This window comes from Pelagibius sp. 7325, from assembly GCF_037652055.1.
Classification (GTDB): Bacteria; Pseudomonadota; Alphaproteobacteria; order Kiloniellales; family Kiloniellaceae; genus Pelagibius.
The window spans coordinates 1-22,028 of record NZ_JBBKAH010000012.1; the positions used below are offsets into that span (position 1 = coordinate 1).

Sequence of the window (22,028 nt, forward strand, 5' to 3'; positions counted from 1 at the left end):
CCGGTCCCGGCACCGGCCGTCGCCGTGCCGCCGGTCGCACTGTTGCCGCCAGCGCTGCCGGACCCTCCGGTACCGCCGCCGCCGTTGCCGGCATCGTCGCCGTCGCCGCCATTGGCATTGGCGTTGCCGCCATTGCCGGTGTTGGCGCCGGAATCGGCGCTGCCGGCCAGGCCAAGCGATGCACCGAGGCCGAGGCCACCGTCGGCGCCGCCGCCGCCGCCGTTGCCGTCGCCGCCGTCGGCCGCGCTGCCGGCCAAGGCGACCGAAGCACCGACGCCGAGGCCGCCGTCGCCGCCGTCGCCACCGTCGTTGCCGTCACCGCCGCCGCCGGCCAGGGCCACCGAGACTCCGACACCGAGATCGCCGTTGCCCCCCGCGGCTCCGGCACCGCCGGCGCCGCCAAGCCCACCGAAGACGGTGATCGCATCGCCATTCACGGTCTGGGACAGTTCCTGGACGGAGATCACTTCAATGTCCGAGTTGAACGACTCGGCATAGGCCGTCGCCGTGCCTCCGGCGCCTCCGACGCCCCCGGCACCCGCCGCGCCGGCGGTCCCGCCAGCCGCATCCGCCCCGTTGGCGTTCGCGTTGCCTCCGTCTCCTGCATTGCCGCCGTTGGCATTTGCGTCCGCCATGGCATCTGCAGTGGCCGTGTTGCCGTCACCGAACTTATTCTTCGGATTTGCAGATGCTTCCATGGCAAACGTAAGGACCAGGGCCAACGCAGAGGTGCTGATCAACAGTCCTCTCATCATAGCCTCTCTCCTTGTTCGCTCGACGCCGGCGGCAGAAGCGAACGATCTGACGGCTGGCGTCGATCATTGAGCAACATCGCTCAACCCCCATCTTTGAGAATGAGAGTGGCCGTGCCTTGAGATAAGCCCGGCTGACTAGGCACAGCAATTAGCGTGCCAACGATGTTCTAGTTGAGATATCAATGTTGTGGTTGAATTCGGCGCTGCCCGTTAACCATACTTGTAAAGCTTCAAGACGGTGCACCGCTAGGTTGTCGAATCATTCTCGCCTATCGAAAGTATTAGACAGTGGAAAGTTGTGAAATTTTTCAGGGCGTTCGGCGAAATCCATTAACGGGATGCAGGTGGAAGAAATTTTTACAGTCTACATGCCAAGGTTGTTAATTTTATATGCGTGCGCCCTAATGTAGAGAGGAATGAGCCAATAAGCAGAAGCGCGCCCAAGAAGCTCGGCTATAGGTAGTGCAGGGCCGCGGCCTATCCTGGATGCCGGCAAGTTTGGGGTAGGGCCTTGGGAGGGCGGGTGAGAGAGATCACCGCGGCGGCAGACCGCGCACGTCGGTGAGCACTGCGCCGTCGAAGACCGCACCCGTGAGGATCGCGCCGGTCAGGTCGGCACCGGTAAGATCGGCGCCGGCCAAATCCGCATGGGTAAGGTCGGCGCCGGTGAGCTTGGCATCGCGCAGCTTGGCGAACTTGAAATCGACGCGGCCGAGTTCGGCATTGGCGAGGTTGGCGCCGGTGAGGTCGGCGCTGGCGAATTCGGTGCGGATGAGGCCCATGGACTGGTTGCGCATGTCCGCCGAGGCGTGGAGGTTCGAGAGGTCGGTGCCGCGCAGGTCGGCGAAGTGGAAGCGCGCCGTCACCCGGGCGCCGGAAAGATTGGCGCCGGTGAGGCGCACCGCCTCGTCCGGTCGGATCTCCATGCTCTGCGATACCACGAGAGTCTCCAGGACGGCGCCGGAAAGGTTGGCGCCGGAAAAGTCCGCGCCCATGATCCAGGCGAGGTTCAGCCGGGCGCCGGAGAGATCGGCATCGACGAGCCGCGCACGGGCCAGCTTGGCGCGGCGCAGGTCGCAGTCGGAAAGATCGGCGCCGGAGAGATCCGATTGCGAGAAGTCCGCGCCGGAGAGATCGAGGCCGCTGAGGTCGAGGCCGGCCAGGACCTGTCCGGCGAAGTCGGCATTGCGGTCTTCCGCGCGGGCGGCAGCCAGTTCCCGTTCCACCGCATCGCGGGTGACCTCCGCAGCAAGGGCGGCGTCGAGGGCGGCGTCGAGGGCGGCGTCTAGGGCGGCAGGGCCCGCGAACGTCAGCAGCACGATGCAGAGAAGCCGCGCGGCGTGAACCATCCGTCCCTTCCTCGCGAGCCGTCGGTGGGATTGTCAGGATAGCGGCCCGGGGCCGGTCGCCTGAATGCGACCAAAGGCTAGGTTCTCATCACTTTTCCGGCAACGGCGGCGGTCGACAACGAAGGGCCGCCGCCGCATAGTGCGCGCGCGAAAGCATCGGCTGCACGGGAAGGCGGCATGAAGAAAGACGAAGAAAAGCTGCGCAAGGCCATCATCGACGCCTGCCGGACGATGAACGCCCTGGGCATCAACCAGGGGACCGCCGGCAACGTGAGCGCGCGCCACGGCGACACCCTGCTGATCACTCCCTCCGGGGTGCCCTACGAGGCCTTGGCGCCGGAGGACATCGTGGCGATGAGCCTGAGCGGCGACTACGGCAGTCATGAGGGCAAGCTGGCGCCGTCCTCGGAATGGCGGTTTCATCTCGACATCATGCTGGCGCGGCCGGAGGTCGGCGCGGTGGTTCATACCCACAGCCCCTACGCGACGGCGCTGGCGATCTGCGGGGTCGAGATCCCGGCGGTGCACTACATGATCGCCGCCGCCGGCGGACCGACGATCCGCGTCGCCCCCTATGCGACCTACGGCACCGAGGCACTCTCCAGGCACGCCCTTGCGGCGCTCGAGGGGCGCAGCGCCTGCCTGCTGGCCAACCACGGCGTCATCGCCACCGGTCCCTCGCTGCAGCGCGCGCTGTGGCTGGCCGGCGAGGTGGAGACCCTGGCCAGGCAGTACCACCTGGCCGCGACCTTCGGTAAGCCGCGCGTGCTGCCGGATGACGAGATCGCCGTGGTGGTCGAGAAGTTCAAGCGCTACGGCCCCCGGCAAATGGAGGCCGCGGGCGCAAAAGACGCGCAGAAGACCGCCAAGCCCGCACCGCGGCGCCAGCGGGCGGCGGCGGGCAAGGGGACCGGGCGCAAGCGCGGCGCCTCCAGTGGGCCCACGCCCAACGGAAGAGGCGGCAAGAAGCGCTGAGGGCAGATTTTCGTTCACCGGCGGCGCCGGATGGTTAGACTGCCGCTGACTTCGGTGGCACAGGCCCGACACCCCTGCTGGTGAGCAAGCGTCCATGAAAAAAAACCGCCCATGAAGAAACGGAGAGACGACGGCGACGGCCGCCTGGACGACGCGGCGCGCGCCGGCTGGCTGTACTACGTGGCCGGCAATACCCAGGACGAGATCGCCGCCAAGCTCGGCATCTCGCGCCAGTCGGCGCAGCGTCTCGTCTCGCTGGCGGTCTCCGAGGGGCTGGTGAAGGTGCGCCTCGACCACCCGCTGGCCAACTGCATGGAACTGGCCCAGCGCCTGCGCGCGCGCTTCGGGCTGGCGCTCTGCGAGGTGGTGCCGACGGACCCGGACTCTGAGTCGACGACCCTGGGCGTCGCCGACGCCGCGGCGGCGGAGATGGAGCGCCGGCTGAAGTCGTCGGAGATGAAGGTGATGGCGATCGGCACCGGGCGCACGCTGAAGGCCGCCGGCGAATTGCTGCCGCGCATCGAGGCGCCGGACAAAAAGATCGTTTCGCTGACCGGCAACTTCACGCCCGATGGCGCGGCCGCGTTCTACAGCGTCATCTTCACCCTCGCCGAGGGGGTGAACGCCCGGCACTATCCGCTGCCGATGCCGGTCATCGCCGCATCGCCCCAGGAACGCGACCTGCTGCACCAGCAGATCATCGTGCGCACCACCCTGGAACTGGCGGCCCAGGCCGACGTGACCTTCCTCGGCATCGGCGAATTGTCACCGCGGGCCCCACTGCAGGAAGACGGCTTCATCACCAAGGAAGAGTTGGCGGCTCTGAAGCAGGCCGGCGCGGTGGCGGAGATCCTGGGCTGGGCCTTCGATGCCGAGGGCTGCCTCATTCCCGGACTGACCAACGCCCGGGTCGCCTCGGCGCCGCTGCCGTCGCCGGAGCGTTCCCTCGTCATCGCCGTAGCGAAGGGGGCGGCCAAGCTGGCGGGAATCCGCGTCGCGGTCGGCCGGCCCCTGGTGAACGGCCTCATCACCGACGAGTGGACCGCCGGGCAGCTGCTCGGCAAGTAGGTCACAAAATTCCCTCATCCGTTGCGGCGCGGAAGCGCGACGATCCGCCGTTTCCTTGTGCGCTGCAGCAACGATTCCATCTTGACGCATCACGTCTGCCTATGAGTAATTGCTCTGAACGCAGGCAATTGCTCAAACAACGCCTCGGGGAGGAAACAATGAAATTCATGCCATTCCTCATGGGTACCTGTGCCGCGACGCTGCTCGCCGGCCAGGCCATGGCGGCCACGACCCTGACCATCGCCACCGTGAACAACGGTGACATGATCCGCATGCAGAAGCTGACCGACGACTTCAAGGCGAAGAATCCCGACATCGACGTCGAATGGGTGACGATGGAGGAGAACGTCCTGCGCCAGAAGGTGACCACGGACATCGCCACCAAGGGCGGCCAGTACGACATCATGACCATCGGCACCTACGAGGTGCCGATCTGGGCCAAGCAGGGCTGGCTGGTGCCGCTCGACGATCTCGGCGCCGGCTACGACGTCGACGACCTGCTGCCGGCGATCCGTGGCGGCCTGACCTACGAAGACAAGCTCTACGCCGCGCCGTTCTACGGTGAGAGCTCGATGGTGATGTACCGCACCGACCTGTTCGAGAAGGCGGGGCTGGAGATGCCCGACGCGCCGAGTTGGGACTTCATCGCCGAGGCGGCGCGCAAGATCACCGACAAGTCGAACGAGATCTACGGCATCTGCCTGCGCGGCAAGGCCGGCTGGGGCGAGAACATGGCCTTCCTGACGGCCACCGCCAACTCCTTCGGTGCGCGCTGGTTCGACCAGGACTGGGAGCCTCAGTTCGATACCGACCCCTGGAAGGAAACGCTGACCTTCTACATCGACCTGATGAAGGACGCCGGCCCTCCGGGTGCCTCCTCGAACGGCTTCAACGAGAACCTGGCGCTGTTCCAGACCGGCAAGTGCGGCATGTGGATCGACGCCACGGTCGCCGCCTCCTTCGTGACCAACCCCGAGGAGTCGCAGGTGGCCGACAAGGTCGGCTTCGCCCTGGCGCCGGACAACGGCCTGGGCAAGCGCGGCAACTGGCTGTGGGCTTGGTCGCTGGCGGTACCGGCGGGCTCGGAGAAGAGCGAGGCGGCGCAGAAGTTCATCGCCTGGGCGACCGGCAAGGACTACGCCAAGCTGGTGGCCGAGAAAGAGGGCTGGGCCAACGTACCGCCGGGCACCCGCAGCTCGCTCTACGCCAATGCCGACTACCAGGAAGCCGCGCCCTTTGCCGAGATGACGCTCGAATCCATCAAGGCGGCGGACCCGAATGACCCGACGGTCGACCCGGTTCCCTACGTCGGCGTGCAGTTCGTGGCGATCCCCGAGTTCCAGGGCATCGGCACCGCGGTCGGCCAGCAGTTCTCTGCCGCGCTGGCCGGCCAGATCTCGCCCGAGCAGGCGCTGCAGAACGCGCAGACCCTGACCGAGCGCGAGATGAAGCGCAGCGGCTACATCAAGTAGGCGTATCCTCCCGGCGGGCCGTCCGATCCACCCGAGCGTCGGGCGGCCCGCTCTTTTTCTTCGCTGCGCACCGCAGCTGGTTCTTCGCTGCGCACAGCAGCCGTGGTCACCCGGCCGCGGCCAGGGGGAGTGGATCCATGGCAACCCTGCACACCCAGACCACCGCCCGCTTCATGATGGGCCCCTCGGTCATCCTGCTGCTGGCCTGGATGCTGGTGCCGCTGGGCATGACGGTCTACTTCTCCTTCCTGCGCTACAATCTGCTGATGCCGGGAATGGAGGAGTTCACCGGCTTCGGCAATTACGAGTTCTTCCTCACCGATCCCGCTTTCTTCGAGGCGATCGCCAATACCCTGCTGCTGGTCGGCGGCGTGCTGCTGATCACCGTCATCGGCGGTACCTTCCTGGCGATCCTGCTGGACCAGCCGTTCTGGGGGCAGGGCATCGTGCGCCTGCTGGTCATCGCGCCGTTCTTCGTCATGCCCACGGTCTCGGCCCTGGTGTGGAAGAACATGATGATGCATCCGGTCAACGGCCTCTTTGCCTGGATCGCACGCAGCTTCGGCTTTCAGCCGGTCGACTGGCTGTCAACCATGCCGCTGTTCTCCATCATCATCATCGTCGCCTGGGGCTGGCTGCCCTTCGCCACGCTGATCACGCTCACGGCGCTGCAGTCGCTCGACCAGGAGCAGAAGGAAGCGGCGGAGATGGATGGCGCCGGGCCGGTCTCGATCTTCTTCCACATCACCCTGCCGCACCTGGCGCGGGCGCTGACCGTGGTGACCCTCATCGAGACGATCTTCCTGCTCTCGGTCTTCGCCGAGATCTACGTCACCACCGGCGGCGGCCCCGGCACCGCTAGCACCAACCTGCCGTTCCTCATCTACATCCAGGCCCTGCTGCAGTACGACGTCGGCAGCGCCTCGGCCGGCGGCGTGGTGGCGATCATCCTGGCGAACATCGTCGCGGTCTTCCTGATCCGCATGATCGGCAAGAACCTGGAGACCTGAGCCATGGCGCGCGCCGTCACCACCCAACGCAAGGTCGCCTTCACCGTCATCGCCTGGCTGATCGGCCTGACGCTGTTCTTTCCGGTGCTGTGGACCATCATCACCAGCTTCAAGACCGAGGGCGAGGCGATCGCCACGCCGCCGAGCTTCCTCTTCTTCGAGTGGACGCTGGAGAACTACGTCGAGGTGCAGGAGCGTTCCAACTACCTGCGCCATGCCATGAACTCGGTGATCATCTCCGTCGGTTCGACGCTGCTGGGGCTGCTGGTGGCGATCCCGGCGGCCTGGGCGATGGCCTTCTCGCCGACCAAGCACACCAAGGATGTGCTGATGTGGATGCTGTCGACGAAGATGCTGCCGGCCGTCGGCGTGCTGATGCCGATCTATCTCATGTGCCAGTGGATGGGCCTGCTGGACTCCCTGGTCGCGCTGGTGGCCATCCTCATGCTGATGAACCTGCCGATCATCGTCTGGATGCTCTACACCTACTTCAAGGAGATCCCCGGCGAGATCCTGGAGGCCGCGCGCATGGACGGCGCGTCCCTGGGCAAGGAGATCGTCTACGTGCTGACGCCGATGGCGGTGCCGGGCATAGCCTCGACGATGTTGCTCAACATCATCCTGGCCTGGAACGAAGCCTTCTGGACGCTGAACCTCACGTCCTCGCAGGCGGCGCCCTTGACCGCCTTCATCGCATCCTATTCCAGCCCCGAGGGACTCTTCTGGGCAAAACTGTCGGCGGCCTCGACGCTCGCCATCGCACCGATCCTCGTCATGGGCTGGTTCAGCCAGAAGCAGCTGGTCCGTGGTCTCACCTTTGGTGCCGTCAAATAGGGCGGCGCGGTGAGGTAAGGCGGCGCGGTCAACAAAAGGGGGAAATGCAATGGGTGCCATCACCCTGCAGAAGGTGACCAAGACCTTCAGCAACGTCACGGTGATCCCGGGCGTCGACCTGGAAATCGCCGACGGCGAGTTCGTCGTCTTCGTCGGACCGTCCGGCTGCGGCAAGTCGACCCTGCTGCGTCTCATCGCGGGCCTCGAGGACGTGACTTCCGGAAGTATCCTGATCGACGGCAAGGATGCCACCGGCATGCCGCCAGCCAAGCGCGGACTTGCCATGGTGTTCCAGTCCTACGCGCTCTATCCCCACATGAGCGTCTACAAGAACATCGCCTTCCCGCTGAAGATGGCCGGCATCGACGAAGCCGCCATCAAGCAGAAAGTCGAGGCAGCCGCCGCCACCCTTAACCTCACCAACTACCTCGACCGCCGGCCGGGCCAGCTCTCCGGCGGCCAGCGACAGCGCGTCGCCATCGGCCGCGCCATCGTGCGCGAGCCGTCGGCCTTCCTCTTCGACGAGCCGCTGTCGAACCTCGACGCCGCCTTGCGGGTGAACATGCGCCTGGAGATCAGCGAACTGCACCAGTCGCTGGAAACCACGATGATTTACGTGACCCACGACCAGGTCGAAGCCATGACCATGGCCGACAAGATCGTCGTGCTGCACGACGGCTACGTCGAGCAGGTCGGCTCACCGCTGGAGCTCTACCGCAATCCGGCCAACGTCTTCGTCGCGGGCTTCATCGGCTCGCCGAAGATGAACCTCATCGAGGGGGCGGCGGCCGGCAGGTACGGCGCCGCGACCATCGGCGTGCGTCCCGAGCACATCGCGCTGTCGAAGGAGAGCGGCGAGTGGGCCGGCGTGGTCGGCGTCGCCGAGCACCTCGGCTCCGACACCTTCCTGCACATCCAGGCCGAAGGCATCGGCCCGGTGACGGCACGCGTCAGCGGCGAGTTCGGCGTGCGCCACGGCGACCGCGTGTGGCTGACGCCGCCGGCCGACCGCATCCACCGCTTCGACCGGGAGGGCAAGGCAATCCAATGAAGCGCCTGGACGGCAGGACGGCGCTCGTGACCGGGGCGGCCCGCGGCATCGGCCTTTCCTTCGCGCAGGCCTATGCCGCCGAAGGCGCGACGGTGGCGCTGGGCGACATCGACCTGCCGCGCGCCGAGGCGGCGGCCGCCGCCATCGGCCCCCGGGCCTTCGCGGTGCATCTGGACGTCACCCGGCAGGAGTCCATCGATGCCGCCGTGGAGGCCGTGGTGGCGCGTGCCGGCGGCCTCGACATCCTGGTGAACAACGCCGCGCTGTTCGACCTGGCGCCGATCGCTGAGATCACCCGCGCCAGCTACGAGCGCGTCTTCTCGGTGAACGTCGCCGGCGTGCTCTTCACCCTGCAGGCGGCGGCGCGCGCCATGATCCGCCAGGGCAGGGGCGGCAAGATCATCAACATGGCCAGCCAGGCCGGGCGCCGCGGCGAGCCGCTGGTCGCCGTCTACTGCGCCTCCAAGGCGGCGGTCATCAGCCTGACCCAGTCGGCGGCGCTGAATCTGATCGAACACCGCATCAACGTGAACGCCATCGCCCCCGGCGTGGTCGAGGGCGAGCACTGGGAGGGGGTCGATGCCCTCTTCGCCAAATACGAAAAGCGCCCTCTGGGGGAGAAGAAGCGCTTGGTCGGGGAAGCCGTGCCTTATGGCCGAATGGGGCGCGCCGAGGATCTGACCGGTATGGCGGTCTTCCTGGCGGGCCCAGAGAGCGATTACGTCGTCGGCCAGACCTACAACGTCGACGGCGGCAACTGGTTGAGCTGAAAGGCCTGGTCACATGTATCTCGAAAGACTGAAACTGGATGGCCGTGTCGCCGTGGTAACCGGCGGCGGGCAGGGCATCGGCGCCGCCTGCGCCCAGGCGCTGGGCGAGGCGGGCGCCAAGGTGGTGATCGCCGAGCTGGTGCCGGCGCGCGCCAAGGAGATCGCCGAGCAGCTGGCGCGCCAGGGCATCGATGCCGAAGGTGTCGCCCTGGACGTCACCAAGTCCGCCGATGTCGACACCGTCGCGGCCAAGGTGCTGGACAAGTACGGCCGGGTCGACGTGCTGGTGAACAACGCCGGCGTCGCCAAGAGCGACGTGCGCGCCGAGGATACCAGCGACGAGCACTGGCGCTTCCACATGGACGTGAACGTCGACGGCCTGTTCTGGTGCTGCCGCGCCTTCGGACGGCAGATGCTGGAGCAGGGCAGCGGCTCGATCGTGAATATCGGCTCGATGTCCGGATTCATCGTCAACAAGCCGCAGCCGCAGTCGTTCTACAACGCCTCCAAGGCGGCGGTGCACCACCTGACCCGCTCTCTGGCGGCGGAGTGGGCGCCGCGCGGCGTGCGCGTGAACGCGGTGGCGCCGACCTACATCGAGACGCCGCTGACGTCCTTCGGCATCAAGGAGAACCCTGCGATGTACAAGGTGTGGCTGGAGATGACGCCGATGGGGCGTGTCGGCCAGCCCGAGGAGATCGCCTCGGTGGTCCACTTCCTGGCCTCCGACGCGGCGAGCCTGGTCACCGGCGCCATCGTGCAGGCGGACGGCGGCTACACCTGCTGGTGAAGGCAGGGTGATGACGGCAGCGTGGTGAAGGCAGCGTGACGACGCGGGCCAGGAGGGCCGCAGGCATGACGGGATCGTCTATCGAGCTGGTCATTTTCGACTGTGACGGCGTGCTGGTGGACAGCGAGCCGCTGTCGATTCGCGTGCTGCTGGCGCTGCTGGCCGAGCACGGGGTCACGATGGACGCGGAGGCCGCCTGCGAGGCCTTCCTGGGCCGCAGCCTCGCCTCGGTCTGCGACATCCTCAGCCGCGAGCACGGCCTGGCGGTGAGCGACGCCGCGCTGGCCCGCATGCGCCGTGATCTCAACGCCGCGATCTGCGACGAACTGCAGCCAATCCTGGGTATCCGCCAGGCCCTGGCACGCCTCGACAAGCCGGTCTGCGTGGCCTCATCCAGCCAGCTGGAGCGCATCCGCCTGTCGCTGGACGTCACCGGCCTCACCAGCTTCTTCCATGACCGCGTGTTCAGCGCCACCATGGTCGCGAACGGCAAGCCGGCGCCGGATCTCTTCCTCTTTGCCGCGCAGCAGATGCATGCGGCGCCCGAAGCCTGTATGGTGATCGAGGACAGTCCGGCCGGGATCAGCGCGGCGCTCGCGGCCGGCATGCGGGTGCTCGCCTTCACCGGCGGCAGTCATGCGCAGACGCCGTCCCATCGGGACCGGCTGGCGGCGCTCAGCCCGCACGGAATCTTCGACGACATGCGCGCGCTGCCCGCCCTGCTGCGGGACCTGGAGAAAGGCCGGAAGGTATCCTGATGGGCGAGTTGGTCGTGGGCGTGGATGTCGGCACCGGCAGTGCGCGGGCCGGGGTGCTCGACCGGCGCGGCACGCTGCTGGGGCGCGCCGAGACGCCGATCGACATGAACCAGCCGCAGACCAACCACCGCGAGCATGACTCCGAACAGATCTGGGCGGCGGTTTCGGCGGCGGTGCGCGGCGCGCTGACGGCGGCCGGGGCGGCGCCCAGCGATATCGCGGGCATCTCCTTCGACGCCACCTGCTCGCTGGTGGTGCGCGACCGCGAGGGGCGTCCGCTCAGCGTTTCCACCTCCGGCGAGGGGCGCTGGGACACCATCGTCTGGCTCGACCACCGGGCACTGGCCGAGGCGGAGGAGTGCACCGCTACGGGACACCGGGTGCTCGACTACATCGGCGGCGTCATGTCGCCGGAGATGGAAACCCCAAAGCTGATGTGGCTGAAGCGCCACCTGCCGCAGTGCTGGGAGGCCGCCGGTTACTTCTTCGATCTCGCCGACTTCCTGTCGTGGAAGGCCAGCGGCAGCCTCGCGCGCTCGCAGTGCACGCTGACCTGCAAGTGGACCTACCTGGGCCATGAGGGGCCCGGCTGGCAGCAGGACTTCTTCGAGCGGGTCGGCATTGCGGACATGACGCAGCGCGGCCGGCTGCCCGACACGGCGAGCCCGGTCGGCGCCGACCTCGGCCCGCTGACCGCAGAGGCCGCCGAGGCGCTGGGTCTCACGACCGCCTGCCGGGTGGGGGCGGGGCTCATCGACGCCCACGCCGGCGCCCTGGGCGTGCTGGGCGCCCATGCCGCCGACCGCGCCGCCATCGACCGCCACCTGGCGCTCATTGCCGGCACCTCGAGCTGCGTCATGGCGCTTTCCGCCGAGCCGCGGCCGACCCAGGGCGTCTGGGGCCCTTACTACGGCGCGGTGCTGCCGGACTGCTGGCTGAACGAGGGCGGCCAGTCGGCGACCGGCGCGCTGCTGGATCACATCATCCGCTGGCACGGCGCCGGCGGCGCGCCGGACGGCGCCATGCACCGCGCCATCGCCGAGCGGGTCATGGAACTGCGCCGCAAGGAGGGCCTCGACCTCGCCGGGCGGCTGCACGTGCTGCCGGACTTCCACGGCAACCGCTCGCCGCTCGCCGATCCCCATGCGGTGGGCGTCATCAGCGGCCTGACGCTGGACTCCTCTTTCGACAGCCTGTGCCGCCTGTACTGGCGCATGGCGGTCGGCATCGCGCTGGGGGTGCGCCACATCCTGGAGGCGCTGAACGCGCGCGGCTACGGCATCGACACGCTGCACGTCACCGGCGGCCACCTGAAGAATCCCCTTCTGATGGAGCTCTACGCCGACGCCGCCGGCTGCAAGGTCATCGAGCCTGCCGCCGAGGACGCCGTGCTGCTGGGCAGCGGCATGGTGGCGGCCACCGCCGCCGGCTTCTATCCCAGCCTGGTGGCGGCCGCCGGCGGCATGCAGCAGGGCGGGCGCGAGCGCCGGCCCAACCCGGCGGCGCGTCCGCGCTTCGACCGCGACTACGCGGTCTTCCTGAAAATGCACGAGCAGCGCCGCGAACTCGACGACCTCGGCGGCTGCTGAACCGCTGAAGAGGGCCCGGTCCGAGGCCCATCCTTCGAGACGCGCCACTGCGCGGCGCTCCTCAGGATGAGGCGACGGATGAACTGATTGACCTCATGCTGAGGAGCGAGCACCAGCGAGCGTCTCGAAGCACGAGGTCAATCAGGCCGGGCCTGACCCTCGCCGGTCCCTTCGTCATTCCGTTTGCCTTCATCTTGGGCATCGTTTGCGCGCTGCATATTTTATGGACAATAGCGCCTTATCATTTCTCTACGAACGTTCGTGTTCGTTGAATCGGTCAATCCCAGCAATTTCCCCCTTTTCCGTGTGAGCGACCGCGCGCCGCGCCGTGGCACGGCCCTTGCTCTTAGCTGAGTGCAGGGCGTCTAGGGTTCCGGCCGTCGAGAAGACGGTGCCTGGTCCGAGAGATGCACTCCGGGGCGCAAATTCGCTTCGGATACACGGCGGGCCAAAATCCCGGGAGATCACTGCAAGAGGTCTGAGGCCAGCTTCAGAAGTCCCTCTTTCAGGTGTTTCTGGGTCGGGCCCAAGGCCTCCAGTCGATAAGAACGAGATCGAACAGGAGGTTTGGGATGCTGCGATACGTTTCGAGAAGGGTTTTCACGACGGGCCTGGCCGCCGGCCTGGTGGCCGTATCGGCGCTGGCGGCTCAGCCGGCGCTGGCGGAGAAGAAGGAGAGCTTCCGCGTCGCCTGGTCGATCTACGTCGGTTGGATGCCGTGGGCCTATGCCGCCGAGAAAGGCATCGTCGACAAGTGGGCGGAGAAGTACGGCCTCTCCATCGAGGTCGTGCAGATCAACGACTACATCGAGTCCATCAACCAGTTCACCGCCGGGGCCTTCGACGGCTGCGTCATGACCAACATGGACGCGCTGTCCATTCCGGCTGGCGGCGGACTCGATTCCACCGCGCTCATCCTCGGCGACTTCTCCAACGGCAACGACGGCGTCGTCGTGAAAGGCGACGCAGGGCTCACAAGCCTCGCCGACCTGAAGGGCCGGAACGTCAACCTGGTGGAGCTCTCGGTCTCCCACTACCTGCTGGCCCGCGCGCTGGATTCCGCCGGCATCGCCGAACGCGACCTCACCGTGGTGAACACCTCCGACGCCGACATGGTCGCCGCCTTCAAGACCGCCGAGGTCGAGGCGGTGGTGACCTGGAACCCGCTGTTGAGCGAGATCGCCGCCGAGCCGGGCGCCAAGGTGCTCTACACCTCCGCCGACATTCCCGGCGAGATCATCGACATGCTGGTGGTGAACACGGAAACCCTGGCCGACAACCCCGACTTCGGCAAGGCGCTGGTCGGCGCCTGGTACGAGACCATGTCGATCATGATGAAGGACGACGCCGAGGGTAAGGCGGCACGGACCTACATGGGCGAGATGTCGGGCACCGACCTCGCCGGCTACGACGCCCAGCTCGCCACCACCAAGATGTTCTACGAACCGGCCGAGGCGGTCGCCTTCGCCAAGAGCGAGAAGCTCACCGAGACCATGGACGTGGTGCGCAACTTCCTGTTCGAGCACGGCATCCTGGGCGAGGGCGCGCCGAGCCCCGACTACGTCGGCATGGCCTTCCCCGGCGGCGGCACGCTGGGCGACACGGCGAACACCAAGCTGCGCTTCGATCTGGACTTCATGCAGATGGCGGCGGACGGCGCGCTCTGAGGCAAGCGGTGCAACGGCGAGGGGGGCGTCGGACGGCCATATGGGGAGGTTGATCAATCGGCGGTCGGGACGGTCGGGGCAGCTTCTGCTCGGGGCCTTGCCCTTCATCCTTCTGGCCGCCGCCTACCTGATGGCTTCCGACGCCCGCCTGGCGGTGAACCCGAACGACAAGCTGCTGCCTTCGCTCGAGAGCTTCGCCGACGCCATCAATCGCCTCGCCTTTGAGCCCGACCCGCGCAAGGGGACCTACATCCTATGGGACGACACGCTGGCCAGTCTGCTGCGTCTCGGCCTCGGCCTCTCGGTGGCGACGGGCATCGGCCTGGTTGCCGGGGTGGCCATCGGCCTGCTGCCGCTGGCGCGCTCGGCCTTCGCACCGGTGGTCGCGGTGCTCTCCGTGGTGCCGCCGCTGGCGGTGCTGCCGATCCTCTTCATCGTCTTCGGCCTCGGCGAACTGGCCAAGGTGACGCTGATCGTCATCGGGGTAACGCCTTTCATGGTGCGCGATCTCTCGATGTCGGTCGCCGGCCTGCCGCGCGAGCAGCTGGTGAAGGCGCAGACCTTGGGCGCCTCGACCTGGCAGATCGTGACCCGGGTGGTACTGCCGCAGACCCTGCCGCGCCTGGTCAGCGCGCTGCGACTCTCGTTGGGGCCGGCCTGGCTGTTCCTCATCTCCAGCGAGGCCATCGCGGCCACCGAAGGGCTCGGCTACCGCATCTTCCTGGTGCGCCGCTATCTCGCCATGGACGTGATCCTGCCCTACGTCGCCTGGATCACCCTGCTGGCCTTCGTCCTCGACTGGCTGCTGCGGCGCCTGTCGCGAAAGGCCTTTGCGTGGCAGGCGGGGGAGGTGTCGCTGTGAGCCTCCTCTCCCTGCGCAACGTCTCGCTGCGCTACGGCGACTTCGTCGTGCTGGAGCGGGTGAACCTCGAGGTCAAGGCGCAGGAGTTCTGCGCCATCGTCGGCGCCAGCGGCTGCGGCAAGTCGACCTTCCTACGTCTGCTGCTGAGCGAAGAGCGGCCGAGCGGCGGCGAGATCCGCCTGGACGGCGCGCCGCTGGCGGCGGAGCCGCAAGCGGACCGCGGCGTGGTGTTCCAGCGCTACTCGGTGTTTCCGCATCTGACCGTCATGGAGAACGTCATCCTGCCGATGGAGCTGGCGGGGTCGTGCCTCTCCGGGCGCGCCTGTGGCCGCTTCTTCGGCGCGCGCCGGCGCGCCGCCATGGCCGAGGCCGAGCACCTTCTGGAGCGCGTGGGACTGACGCATGTCCGCAACGCCTATCCGAAGACGCTCTCCGGCGGCATGCAGCAGCGCCTCGCCATCGCCCAGGCGCTCATCCCCAAGCCCAAGGTGCTGCTGCTCGACGAGCCCTTCGGCGCGCTCGATCCCGGCACCCGCCAGCGCATGCACGAGATCATCCTCACCCTCTGGGAGGAAGAGAAGATGACCATCTTCATGGTCACCCACGACCTGCAGGAGGGCTTCAAGCTGGGTACCCGCCTGCTGGTGTTCGACAAGTTGCGCTGGGACCCCCAGGCGCCCGAGGCCTACGGCGCCACCATCACCTACGACCTGCCGACCGACCGCCGCGGCCAGCTGCCGAACGAACTGGCAAGGAAAGCCGAGCTTTCCAAAAAAGAACCCACCCAAACGCCTTACCGGAACGAAGGACCCTTCAATGTTGTGCAGTGACATCAGCCGCCGCGTCAGCCGTGCCGCCGGAGGCGAAGCCGCCCCGCTGGAGCGTCGGCGCCGGCACCATCCGGACTTCGACAAGATGCAGCTGCAGGGCTGGCGCGCGGCGCAGAAGGAGAAGGACCTGCCGGAGGACGGCTGGCGCAAGGAACGCCAGTGGGCGGTGCGCGTCGGGCTTGCCGCCGCCGACAGCATCGAGGACCGCGGCATCTCCACGTTCGCGCGCGGCGAGCTGCCGCACTATGCCGGCATCAACACCTTCCTGAAGGCGCCCTACGTGGAGGACGTCGCCAAGGTCGGCGACTACGACGCAGCCGTGCTCGGCGTGCCTTTCGACGGCGGCACTACCTACCGCCCGGGTACCCGCTTCGGACCGCAAGGCATCCGCCGCATCTCGGCGCTCTACACGCCCTACAACTACGAGATGGGCGTCGATCTGCGCGAGCAGATGACGCTGTGTGATGTGGGCGACGTCTTCACCATACCGGCCAACATCGAGAAAACCTTCGACCAGATCTCGCGCGCCGTCGGGCACGTGTTCTCGTCCGGCGCCCTGCCGATGATCATGGGCGGCGACCACTCCATCGGTTTCGCCACGGTGCGCGGCATCGCCCAGTGCACCTCCAAGAAGATCGGCATCATCCACTTCGACCGCCATGCCGACATCCAGGAGAAGGACCTGGATGAGCGCATGCACACGACGCCGTGGTTCCACGCCACCAACCTGGACAACGTGCCGGCGAAGAACCTGGTGCAGATCGGCATCGGCGGCTGGCAGGTGCCGCGCGAGGCGGTGGTTGAGGCGCGCAAGCGCGATACCACCATCATCTCGATGTCGGACGTCGAGCGCCTGGGCATCGACAAGGTGGCGGAGATCGCGCTGGAGACCGCCTGGGATGGCGTCGACGCGGTCTACCTGAGCTTCGACATCGACAGCGTCGACTGCGGCTTCGTGCCGGGCACCGGCTGGCCGGAGCCGGGCGGCTTCCTGCCGCGCGAGGCGCTGGGGCTGGTCAGCAAGGTCGCCGCCGAAGGCATCTGCGGCATGGAGGTGGTCGAGGTCTCGCCGCCCTACGACACCTCCGACATCACCTCGCTGTTCGGCACCCGCGTCATGGTCGACGTGCTGGGCACCCTGGTGGCGCACGGCAAGCTGGGCGCCCACAAGGGGATCATCGACAAGCCGGTCGACTTCACGGGAGGCACCGCATGAGCGCCCCGAAACCCGACCCGGGCCACAACCATCCGCCGGATCACCGGCACCTGCACTCGCATCCCCATGCGGACCCGCAGGCGGCGGCGCCGGGGCAGGTGCGCGACGACGACGCCCTGCTGGCCGACGCGCTGATGGAGGGTTTCGACGCCGCCGAGGACAAACCGAGTTTCCTGCGCATGGCGCGCATTCCCGACCACCTGCACGGGGCCGAGGGCGAGGTGCTGCGGCTGGTCGACGTGGAGATGCGCTACGCCTACCAGGTCGGCACCGCCTCGCCGGCCTTCAACGCGGCCGAACTGGTCTACCTGCCGTTTCCGGCCAGCCTGGTGCGTGAGCGCGCCACGATGAACTTCGTCTACGTCTCGCTGCGCAGCCGGCGCGACGTCGATCTGAGGGAGATGGTTCTGATCTTGAGGGAGAGCGAACACGGAGGCCGGCCCGGGGGAGGGCACTAGCAAGCGCCTCTAGCGGACTGAAAAGAAACCCGCAGGCAAGGCATACGCGGCGGCCTTGGGAGCCGCCAACGCGCTTGAAGCGGTGGCCGCGACCGGATCGCGGTAGGGGAGGCCCGATGCATTTGCATTCGGGAGTAACGCGCAAGCAATGAGTCGCTCGCGCGACGAATACGTATTTGATCGTTACTGTAATTCCATAAGTATATCTGTGATTTTGTGACATTTTTATTTGTTTGGGTCTTGACAGATTGTATCCAATATTCGCAAACTTTTGCGGTGCAACATCAACGTCTAGCGGAGTTAGACAATGAAATCCGTAATCAGGGGGGCGATGGGCGCGGCGGCTTTTGCGGCTGCCCTCGCCACCGGCCCCATGGCCCAAGCGGCCGATACCATCAAGGTTGGCGTGCTGCATTCTCTGTCCGGCACGATGGCCATTTCCGAGACGACTCTGAAGGACACCGTCCTGATGATGGTCGACGATCTCAACAAGAAGGGCGGTCTGCTCGGCAAGCAGGTCGAGGCTGTGGTTGTCGATCCGGCTTCCGACTGGCCGCTGTTCGCCGAGAAGGCGCGCGAACTGATCGAGAAGGAAAAGGTCGACGTGGTCTTCGGCTGCTGGACCTCGGTCAGCCGCAAGTCGGTACTGCCGGTCTTCGAGGAGCTGAACGGGCTGCTGTTCTATCCGGTGCAGTACGAAGGCGAGGAGAGCTCGCGCAACGTCTTCTACACCGGCGCGGCGCCGAACCAGCAGGCGATCCCGGCGGTCGAGTATCTGATGAGCGAGGACGGCGGCAAGGCCGAGCGTTTCGTGCTGCTCGGCACCGATTACGTCTATCCGCGCACCACCAACAAGATCCTGCGCGCCTTCCTCAACGCCAAGGGCATCGACGATGCCGACATCATGGAAAACTACACGCCCTTCGGCCATTCCGACTGGCAGACCATCGTGTCCGAGGTGAAGACCTTCGCCTCGCAGGGCAAAAAGACCGCGGTGGTCTCCACCATCAACGGCGATGCCAACGTTCCCTTCTACAAGGAACTGGGCAACCAGGGCATCAAGGCCGAGGAAATCCCGGTCGTCGCCTTCTCCGTGGGTGAGGAGGAACTGGCCGGCCTCGATACCGGCCCGCTGGTCGGCCACCTCGCGGCCTGGAACTACTTCATGAGCGTCGAAGCCGACGTGAACGACGAGTTCATCACCGCCTGGCACGGCTTCATCGGCGACGAGAAGCGTGTGACCAACGATCCCATGGAGGCCACCTACATCGGCTTCAAGATGTGGACCCAGGCGGTCGAGCAGGCCGGCACCACCGAGGTCGACGCCGTGCGCCAGGCGATGTACGGCCAGACGGTGAAGAATCTGACCGGCGGCACCGCGGTGATGAACGTGAACCATCACCTCTCCAAGCCGGTGCTGATCGGCGAGATCCAGGACGACGGCATGATCGAGACCGTGTGGTCGACCGAGGGCGAAGTCGTCGGCGACGCCTGGAGCGACTTCATCCCGGAGAGCGCCAAGCTGACCGCCGACTGGACCTACCCGTGGGTCTGCGGCAACTGCGAAGCGCCGAAGTACGTGAAGTAATCTTCCCCGCTGGGGGCGGGCCGTTGCGGCCCGCCCCCGCATTTTTCGCCGACCTGTCTTCTCCCACTTGGTTTCTCCGACTTGGTGATGTCCTTGGCTGGTTCCGGATTTCCGCCGATGCCTTTTACCGCCTGCGTCCGCCGGTTGCGCTTCCTGGTTCTGCTGCTGGGGCTGCTGCTGCCCACGGCGGCTTTTGCCGATTTGGCCGAGGATCTGCAGGGCCTGCGCGCGGACTCCTACGACGACAAGGGCAAGGCGGTGGAGCAGATCGTCGCCGGCGGCGACGAGCGGGCGGTGCCGGTGCTGGAGGCCTTCCTCGACGGCCGGCTGTTCCTCACCGACGCGGACGACCGCATGGTGATCGGCGAGGACAGCGCCGGCGGCTACCGCATCTTCGACGCCCTGACCGGCGAGGCCTTGGGCGAGGTCGGCAAGCGCGACGTCTCCAAGATCAAGATCAACAACAAGCTGCGCCAGCTCGTCAAAGGCAGCCTCGGCGCGCTGACCCTGGGCAGCAAGGACCCGGCCGCCCGCATTCGCGCTGCCGACGCGCTGTTCCGCCGCCCGCAGGCAGAGATGACAGAGGCCCTTGCGGCCGCCGTCGAAAAGGAAAGCGAGGCGGCCGTAGAAGCCCGCCTGCGCCGCGCCCTGGCCGCGACCCGGCTGGCCACCGCTGACGACAAGGCCCTGCGCATCGCCGCCCTGGAAGAGCTGGCGGGCTTCACCGACCCCGAGGTGCGCGCCCTGGCGGGGGCGCTGCTGATTACCGACGGTGACGGCAAGCCGGTGGAGCCCGACGCCGAAGTGCGCGCGGCGGCCGAGGAGACCCTGGAGGCCATCGAAGACGGCCTCGCCTTCAACGGCTTCGTCGCCAACATCTTCCAGGGGATCAGCCTGGGATCGGTGCTGCTGCTGGCGGCCATCGGCCTCGCCATCACCTTCGGCGTCATGGGCGTTATCAACATGGCCCACGGCGAGATGGTCATGCTGGGCGCTTACACCACCTTCGTGGTGCAGGAGGTTTTCCGCACCACCATGCCCGGCGCCTTCGACTGGTCGCTGCTGGTCGCCGTGCCGGCGGCCTTCTTGGTGACCGGCGCCATCGGCATCGCCATCGAGCGCGGCATCATCCGCTTCCTCTACGGCCGCCCGCTGGAGACGCTGCTGGCGACCTGGGGCCTCAGCCTCATCCTGCAGCAGGCGGTGCGCACGATCTTCGGGCCGACCAACCGCGAGGTCGGCAACCCGGCCTGGATGAGCGGCGCCTGGGAGGTGGCCGGCGGCCTGACCCTGACCTACAACCGCATCTGGATCATCGTCTTCGCCCTGCTGGTCTTCGTGGCGCTGATGGCGCTGATCCGCCGCTCCAACTACGGTCTGCAGATGCGCGCGGTGACCCAGAACCGCCCCATGGCGTCTTCCATGGGCATCCGCACCGGCTGGGTCGATGCCATGACCTTCGGCCTCGGCTCCGGCATCGCCGGCATGGCGGGGGTGGCGCTCAGCCAGATCGACAACGTCAGCCCGAACCTCGGCCAGGGCTACATCATCGACAGCTTCATGGTGGTGGTCTTCGGCGGGGTGGGGAACCTTTGGGGCACCTTGGTCGGCGCCCTCTCACTGGGCCTGGTGAACAAGTTCCTGGAGCCCTATGCCGGCGCGGTGCTGGCCAAGATCTTCATCCTGGTCGCCATCATTCTGTTCATCCAGAAACGCCCGCGCGGCCTCTTCGCCCTGCGCGGTCGGTCGGTGGAATCCTGAACATGCTGGCCTCCGACGACCACAACAGGTTGCTCTCGCCGCTCGGCGCCAAAATCACCCTGGCGGTGTTGCTGGCCATCGCCGTGCTGGTGCCGCTGTCGAACCTGGCGCTGCCGCCGGGCTCCGCGTTTCACATTCCGACCTACCTGGTCAGCCTGCTCGGCAAGTATCTCTGCTTTGCGCTCCTGGCGCTCAGCGTCGATCTCATCTGGGGCTTCTGCGGCATCCTCTCGCTGGGCCACGGCGCCTTTTTCGCGCTGGGCGGCTATGCCATGGGCATGTACCTCATGCGCCAGATCGGCGACCGCGGCGTCTACGGCAACCCGGACCTGCCGGACTTCATGGTGTTCCTGAACTGGAAGGAACTGCCCTGGTACTGGTACGGCTTCGACTCTTTCCCTTTCGCGATGCTGATGGTGGTGCTGGTGCCCGGCGCCCTGGCGCTGGTCTTCGGCTGGTTCGCGTTCCGCTCGCGGGTGACCGGCGTCTATCTCTCGATCATCACCCAGGCGATGACCTTCGCCCTGCTGCTGGCCTTCTTCCGCAACGACATGGGCTTCGGCGGCAACAACGGCCTCACCGACTTCAAGGATCTGCTGGGCTTCGACCTGCAGAACGACCGCACCCGCGCCAGCCTCTTCGCCGCCACGGCCTTGTCCGTCGCGGGAGCCTACCTGCTGTGCCGCTGGATCATTTGCTCGAAGGTCGGCCGCGTGCTGACCGCCATCCGCGATGCCGAGAGCCGCACGCGTTTCCTCGGCTACCGGGTGGAGTACTACAAGCTCTTCGTGTTCACCGTCTCGGCCATGCTGGCGGGCCTCGCCGGCGCGCTCTACGTGCCGCAGGTCGGCATCATCAATCCCGGCGAGTTCTCGCCGGCCAACTCGATCGAGATCGTCATCTGGGTGGCGGTGGGCGGGCGCGGCTACCTGCACGGCGCCCTGCTGGGCGCTGTGCTGGTGAACTACGCCAAGACCTACCTGACCGGCGCGGCCCCGGATATCTGGCTGTTCTTCCTGGGCGGCCTCTTCATCGCCGTCACCGTGTTCCTGCCCAAGGGCATCGTCGGCTCGCTGGACCAGATACGCGGGCGGCTGCCCTGGCCGGTGGGGCCCAGGCAGAGAGCAGCGGCCCCTGCGGCGGCGCGCGCGCGGGAGGTGCCCGGTGAGTGAGGTGTTTTCCCAGCCGGTCCCACCGGTGAAGGCCCCGGAGCCCCCGCAGGCAC

Annotated in this window: 20 protein-coding genes and 1 riboswitch; of the genes, 18 read left to right on the forward strand and 2 right to left on the reverse strand. The window is 67.0% G+C overall.

Going from position 1 to position 22,028, the window contains the following annotated elements; genetic code table 11:
- Together WDC82_RS21555 and WDC82_RS21560 are read right to left on the reverse strand one after the other, a co-directional pair.
- The coding region (locus WDC82_RS21555) for a hypothetical protein (protein WP_340119477.1) at positions 1–635 on the reverse strand (635 nt) is incomplete at its 3' end.
- A gap of 653 nt (positions 636–1,288) precedes the next feature.
- On the reverse strand, positions 1,289–2,104 hold the full coding sequence (locus tag WDC82_RS21560) for a pentapeptide repeat-containing protein (protein ID WP_340119478.1): 816 nt from the start codon (positions 2,102–2,104) through the stop codon (positions 1,289–1,291).
- Positions 2,105–2,281: 177 nt separating this feature from the next.
- On the opposite strand from WDC82_RS21560, the gene WDC82_RS21565 reads away from it, so the two are divergent.
- From WDC82_RS21565 to urtC, 18 genes are all read left to right on the forward strand, one after another.
- The gene (locus WDC82_RS21565; RefSeq protein WP_340119479.1) at positions 2,282–3,079 is read left to right on the forward strand and encodes a class II aldolase/adducin family protein; all 798 of its coding nucleotides are present in this window, start codon (positions 2,282–2,284) and stop codon (positions 3,077–3,079) included.
- A 111-nt stretch (positions 3,080–3,190) separates the two neighbouring features.
- Positions 3,191–4,147, forward strand: coding sequence for a sugar-binding transcriptional regulator (locus WDC82_RS21570; RefSeq protein ID WP_340119480.1), 957 nt, complete (start codon positions 3,191–3,193; stop codon positions 4,145–4,147).
- A 158-nt stretch (positions 4,148–4,305) separates the two neighbouring features.
- Positions 4,306–5,619, forward strand: a complete 1,314-nt coding sequence (locus WDC82_RS21575; RefSeq protein WP_370661572.1) for a sugar ABC transporter substrate-binding protein — start codon at positions 4,306–4,308, stop codon at positions 5,617–5,619.
- A 137-nt stretch (positions 5,620–5,756) separates the two neighbouring features.
- Positions 5,757–6,629: a sugar ABC transporter permease gene (locus tag WDC82_RS21580; protein WP_340119481.1), complete on the forward strand. Its 873-nt coding sequence runs from the start codon at positions 5,757–5,759 to the stop codon at positions 6,627–6,629.
- A 3-nt stretch (positions 6,630–6,632) separates the two neighbouring features.
- Positions 6,633–7,463, forward strand: a complete 831-nt coding sequence (locus tag WDC82_RS21585; protein ID WP_340119482.1) for a carbohydrate ABC transporter permease — start codon at positions 6,633–6,635, stop codon at positions 7,461–7,463.
- 49 nt (positions 7,464–7,512) lie between these two features.
- Positions 7,513–8,514, forward strand: a complete 1,002-nt coding sequence (locus WDC82_RS21590; RefSeq protein ID WP_340119483.1) for an ABC transporter ATP-binding protein — start codon at positions 7,513–7,515, stop codon at positions 8,512–8,514.
- Positions 8,511–9,284, forward strand: a complete 774-nt coding sequence (locus WDC82_RS21595) for an L-iditol 2-dehydrogenase (protein ID WP_340119484.1) — start codon at positions 8,511–8,513, stop codon at positions 9,282–9,284. The genes WDC82_RS21590 and WDC82_RS21595 overlap by 4 nt, the downstream gene beginning before the upstream one ends.
- A 13-nt stretch (positions 9,285–9,297) precedes the next feature.
- Entirely contained in the window at positions 9,298–10,074 is a 777-nt protein-coding gene (locus WDC82_RS21600) for a glucose 1-dehydrogenase (RefSeq protein ID WP_340119485.1), read from the forward strand.
- 65 nt (positions 10,075–10,139) lie between these two features.
- The gene (locus WDC82_RS21605) at positions 10,140–10,832 is read left to right on the forward strand and encodes an HAD family hydrolase (RefSeq protein ID WP_340119486.1); all 693 of its coding nucleotides are present in this window, start codon (positions 10,140–10,142) and stop codon (positions 10,830–10,832) included.
- Complete coding sequence (locus tag WDC82_RS21610; protein WP_340119487.1) at positions 10,832–12,421, forward strand: FGGY-family carbohydrate kinase; 1,590 nt, start codon at positions 10,832–10,834, stop codon at positions 12,419–12,421. Before WDC82_RS21605 ends, WDC82_RS21610 begins: the two co-directional genes overlap by 1 nt.
- Positions 12,422–12,775: 354 nt before the next feature.
- A riboswitch (guanidine-I (ykkC/yxkD leader) is annotated at positions 12,776–12,886 on the forward strand.
- Between the two features lie 107 nt (positions 12,887–12,993).
- Complete coding sequence (locus WDC82_RS21615; RefSeq protein ID WP_340119488.1) at positions 12,994–14,088, forward strand: putative urea ABC transporter substrate-binding protein; 1,095 nt, start codon at positions 12,994–12,996, stop codon at positions 14,086–14,088.
- A gap of 97 nt (positions 14,089–14,185) precedes the next feature.
- Positions 14,186–14,950, forward strand: a complete 765-nt coding sequence (locus WDC82_RS21620; protein ID WP_340119489.1) for an ABC transporter permease subunit — start codon at positions 14,186–14,188, stop codon at positions 14,948–14,950.
- Positions 14,947–15,780 carry an ABC transporter ATP-binding protein gene (locus WDC82_RS21625; protein WP_340119490.1) on the forward strand — a complete coding sequence of 278 codons (834 nt, stop codon included), beginning with the start codon at positions 14,947–14,949 and terminating at the stop codon, positions 15,778–15,780. The genes WDC82_RS21620 and WDC82_RS21625 overlap by 4 nt, the downstream gene beginning before the upstream one ends.
- A complete protein-coding gene (locus WDC82_RS21630) occupies positions 15,767–16,996 on the forward strand; it encodes an agmatinase family protein (RefSeq protein ID WP_340119491.1) in 1,230 nt (409 codons plus the stop codon). The genes WDC82_RS21625 and WDC82_RS21630 overlap by 14 nt, the downstream gene beginning before the upstream one ends.
- Positions 16,993–17,454 (forward strand): hypothetical protein, encoded by a 462-nt coding sequence (locus WDC82_RS21635; protein WP_340119492.1) that lies wholly within the window; start codon positions 16,993–16,995, stop codon positions 17,452–17,454. The genes WDC82_RS21630 and WDC82_RS21635 overlap by 4 nt, the downstream gene beginning before the upstream one ends.
- Positions 17,455–17,761: 307 nt before the next feature.
- Entirely contained in the window at positions 17,762–19,042 is a 1,281-nt protein-coding gene (urtA, locus tag WDC82_RS21640) for an urea ABC transporter substrate-binding protein (RefSeq protein WP_340119493.1), read from the forward strand.
- 117 nt (positions 19,043–19,159) lie between these two features.
- The gene (gene urtB / locus WDC82_RS21645) at positions 19,160–20,803 is read left to right on the forward strand and encodes an urea ABC transporter permease subunit UrtB (RefSeq protein ID WP_340119494.1); all 1,644 of its coding nucleotides are present in this window, start codon (positions 19,160–19,162) and stop codon (positions 20,801–20,803) included.
- Positions 20,804–20,805: 2 nt separating this feature from the next.
- Positions 20,806–21,975 carry an urea ABC transporter permease subunit UrtC gene (gene urtC, locus WDC82_RS21650; protein WP_340119495.1) on the forward strand — a complete coding sequence of 390 codons (1,170 nt, stop codon included), beginning with the start codon at positions 20,806–20,808 and terminating at the stop codon, positions 21,973–21,975.
- Positions 21,976–22,028: the final 53 nt, after the last annotated feature.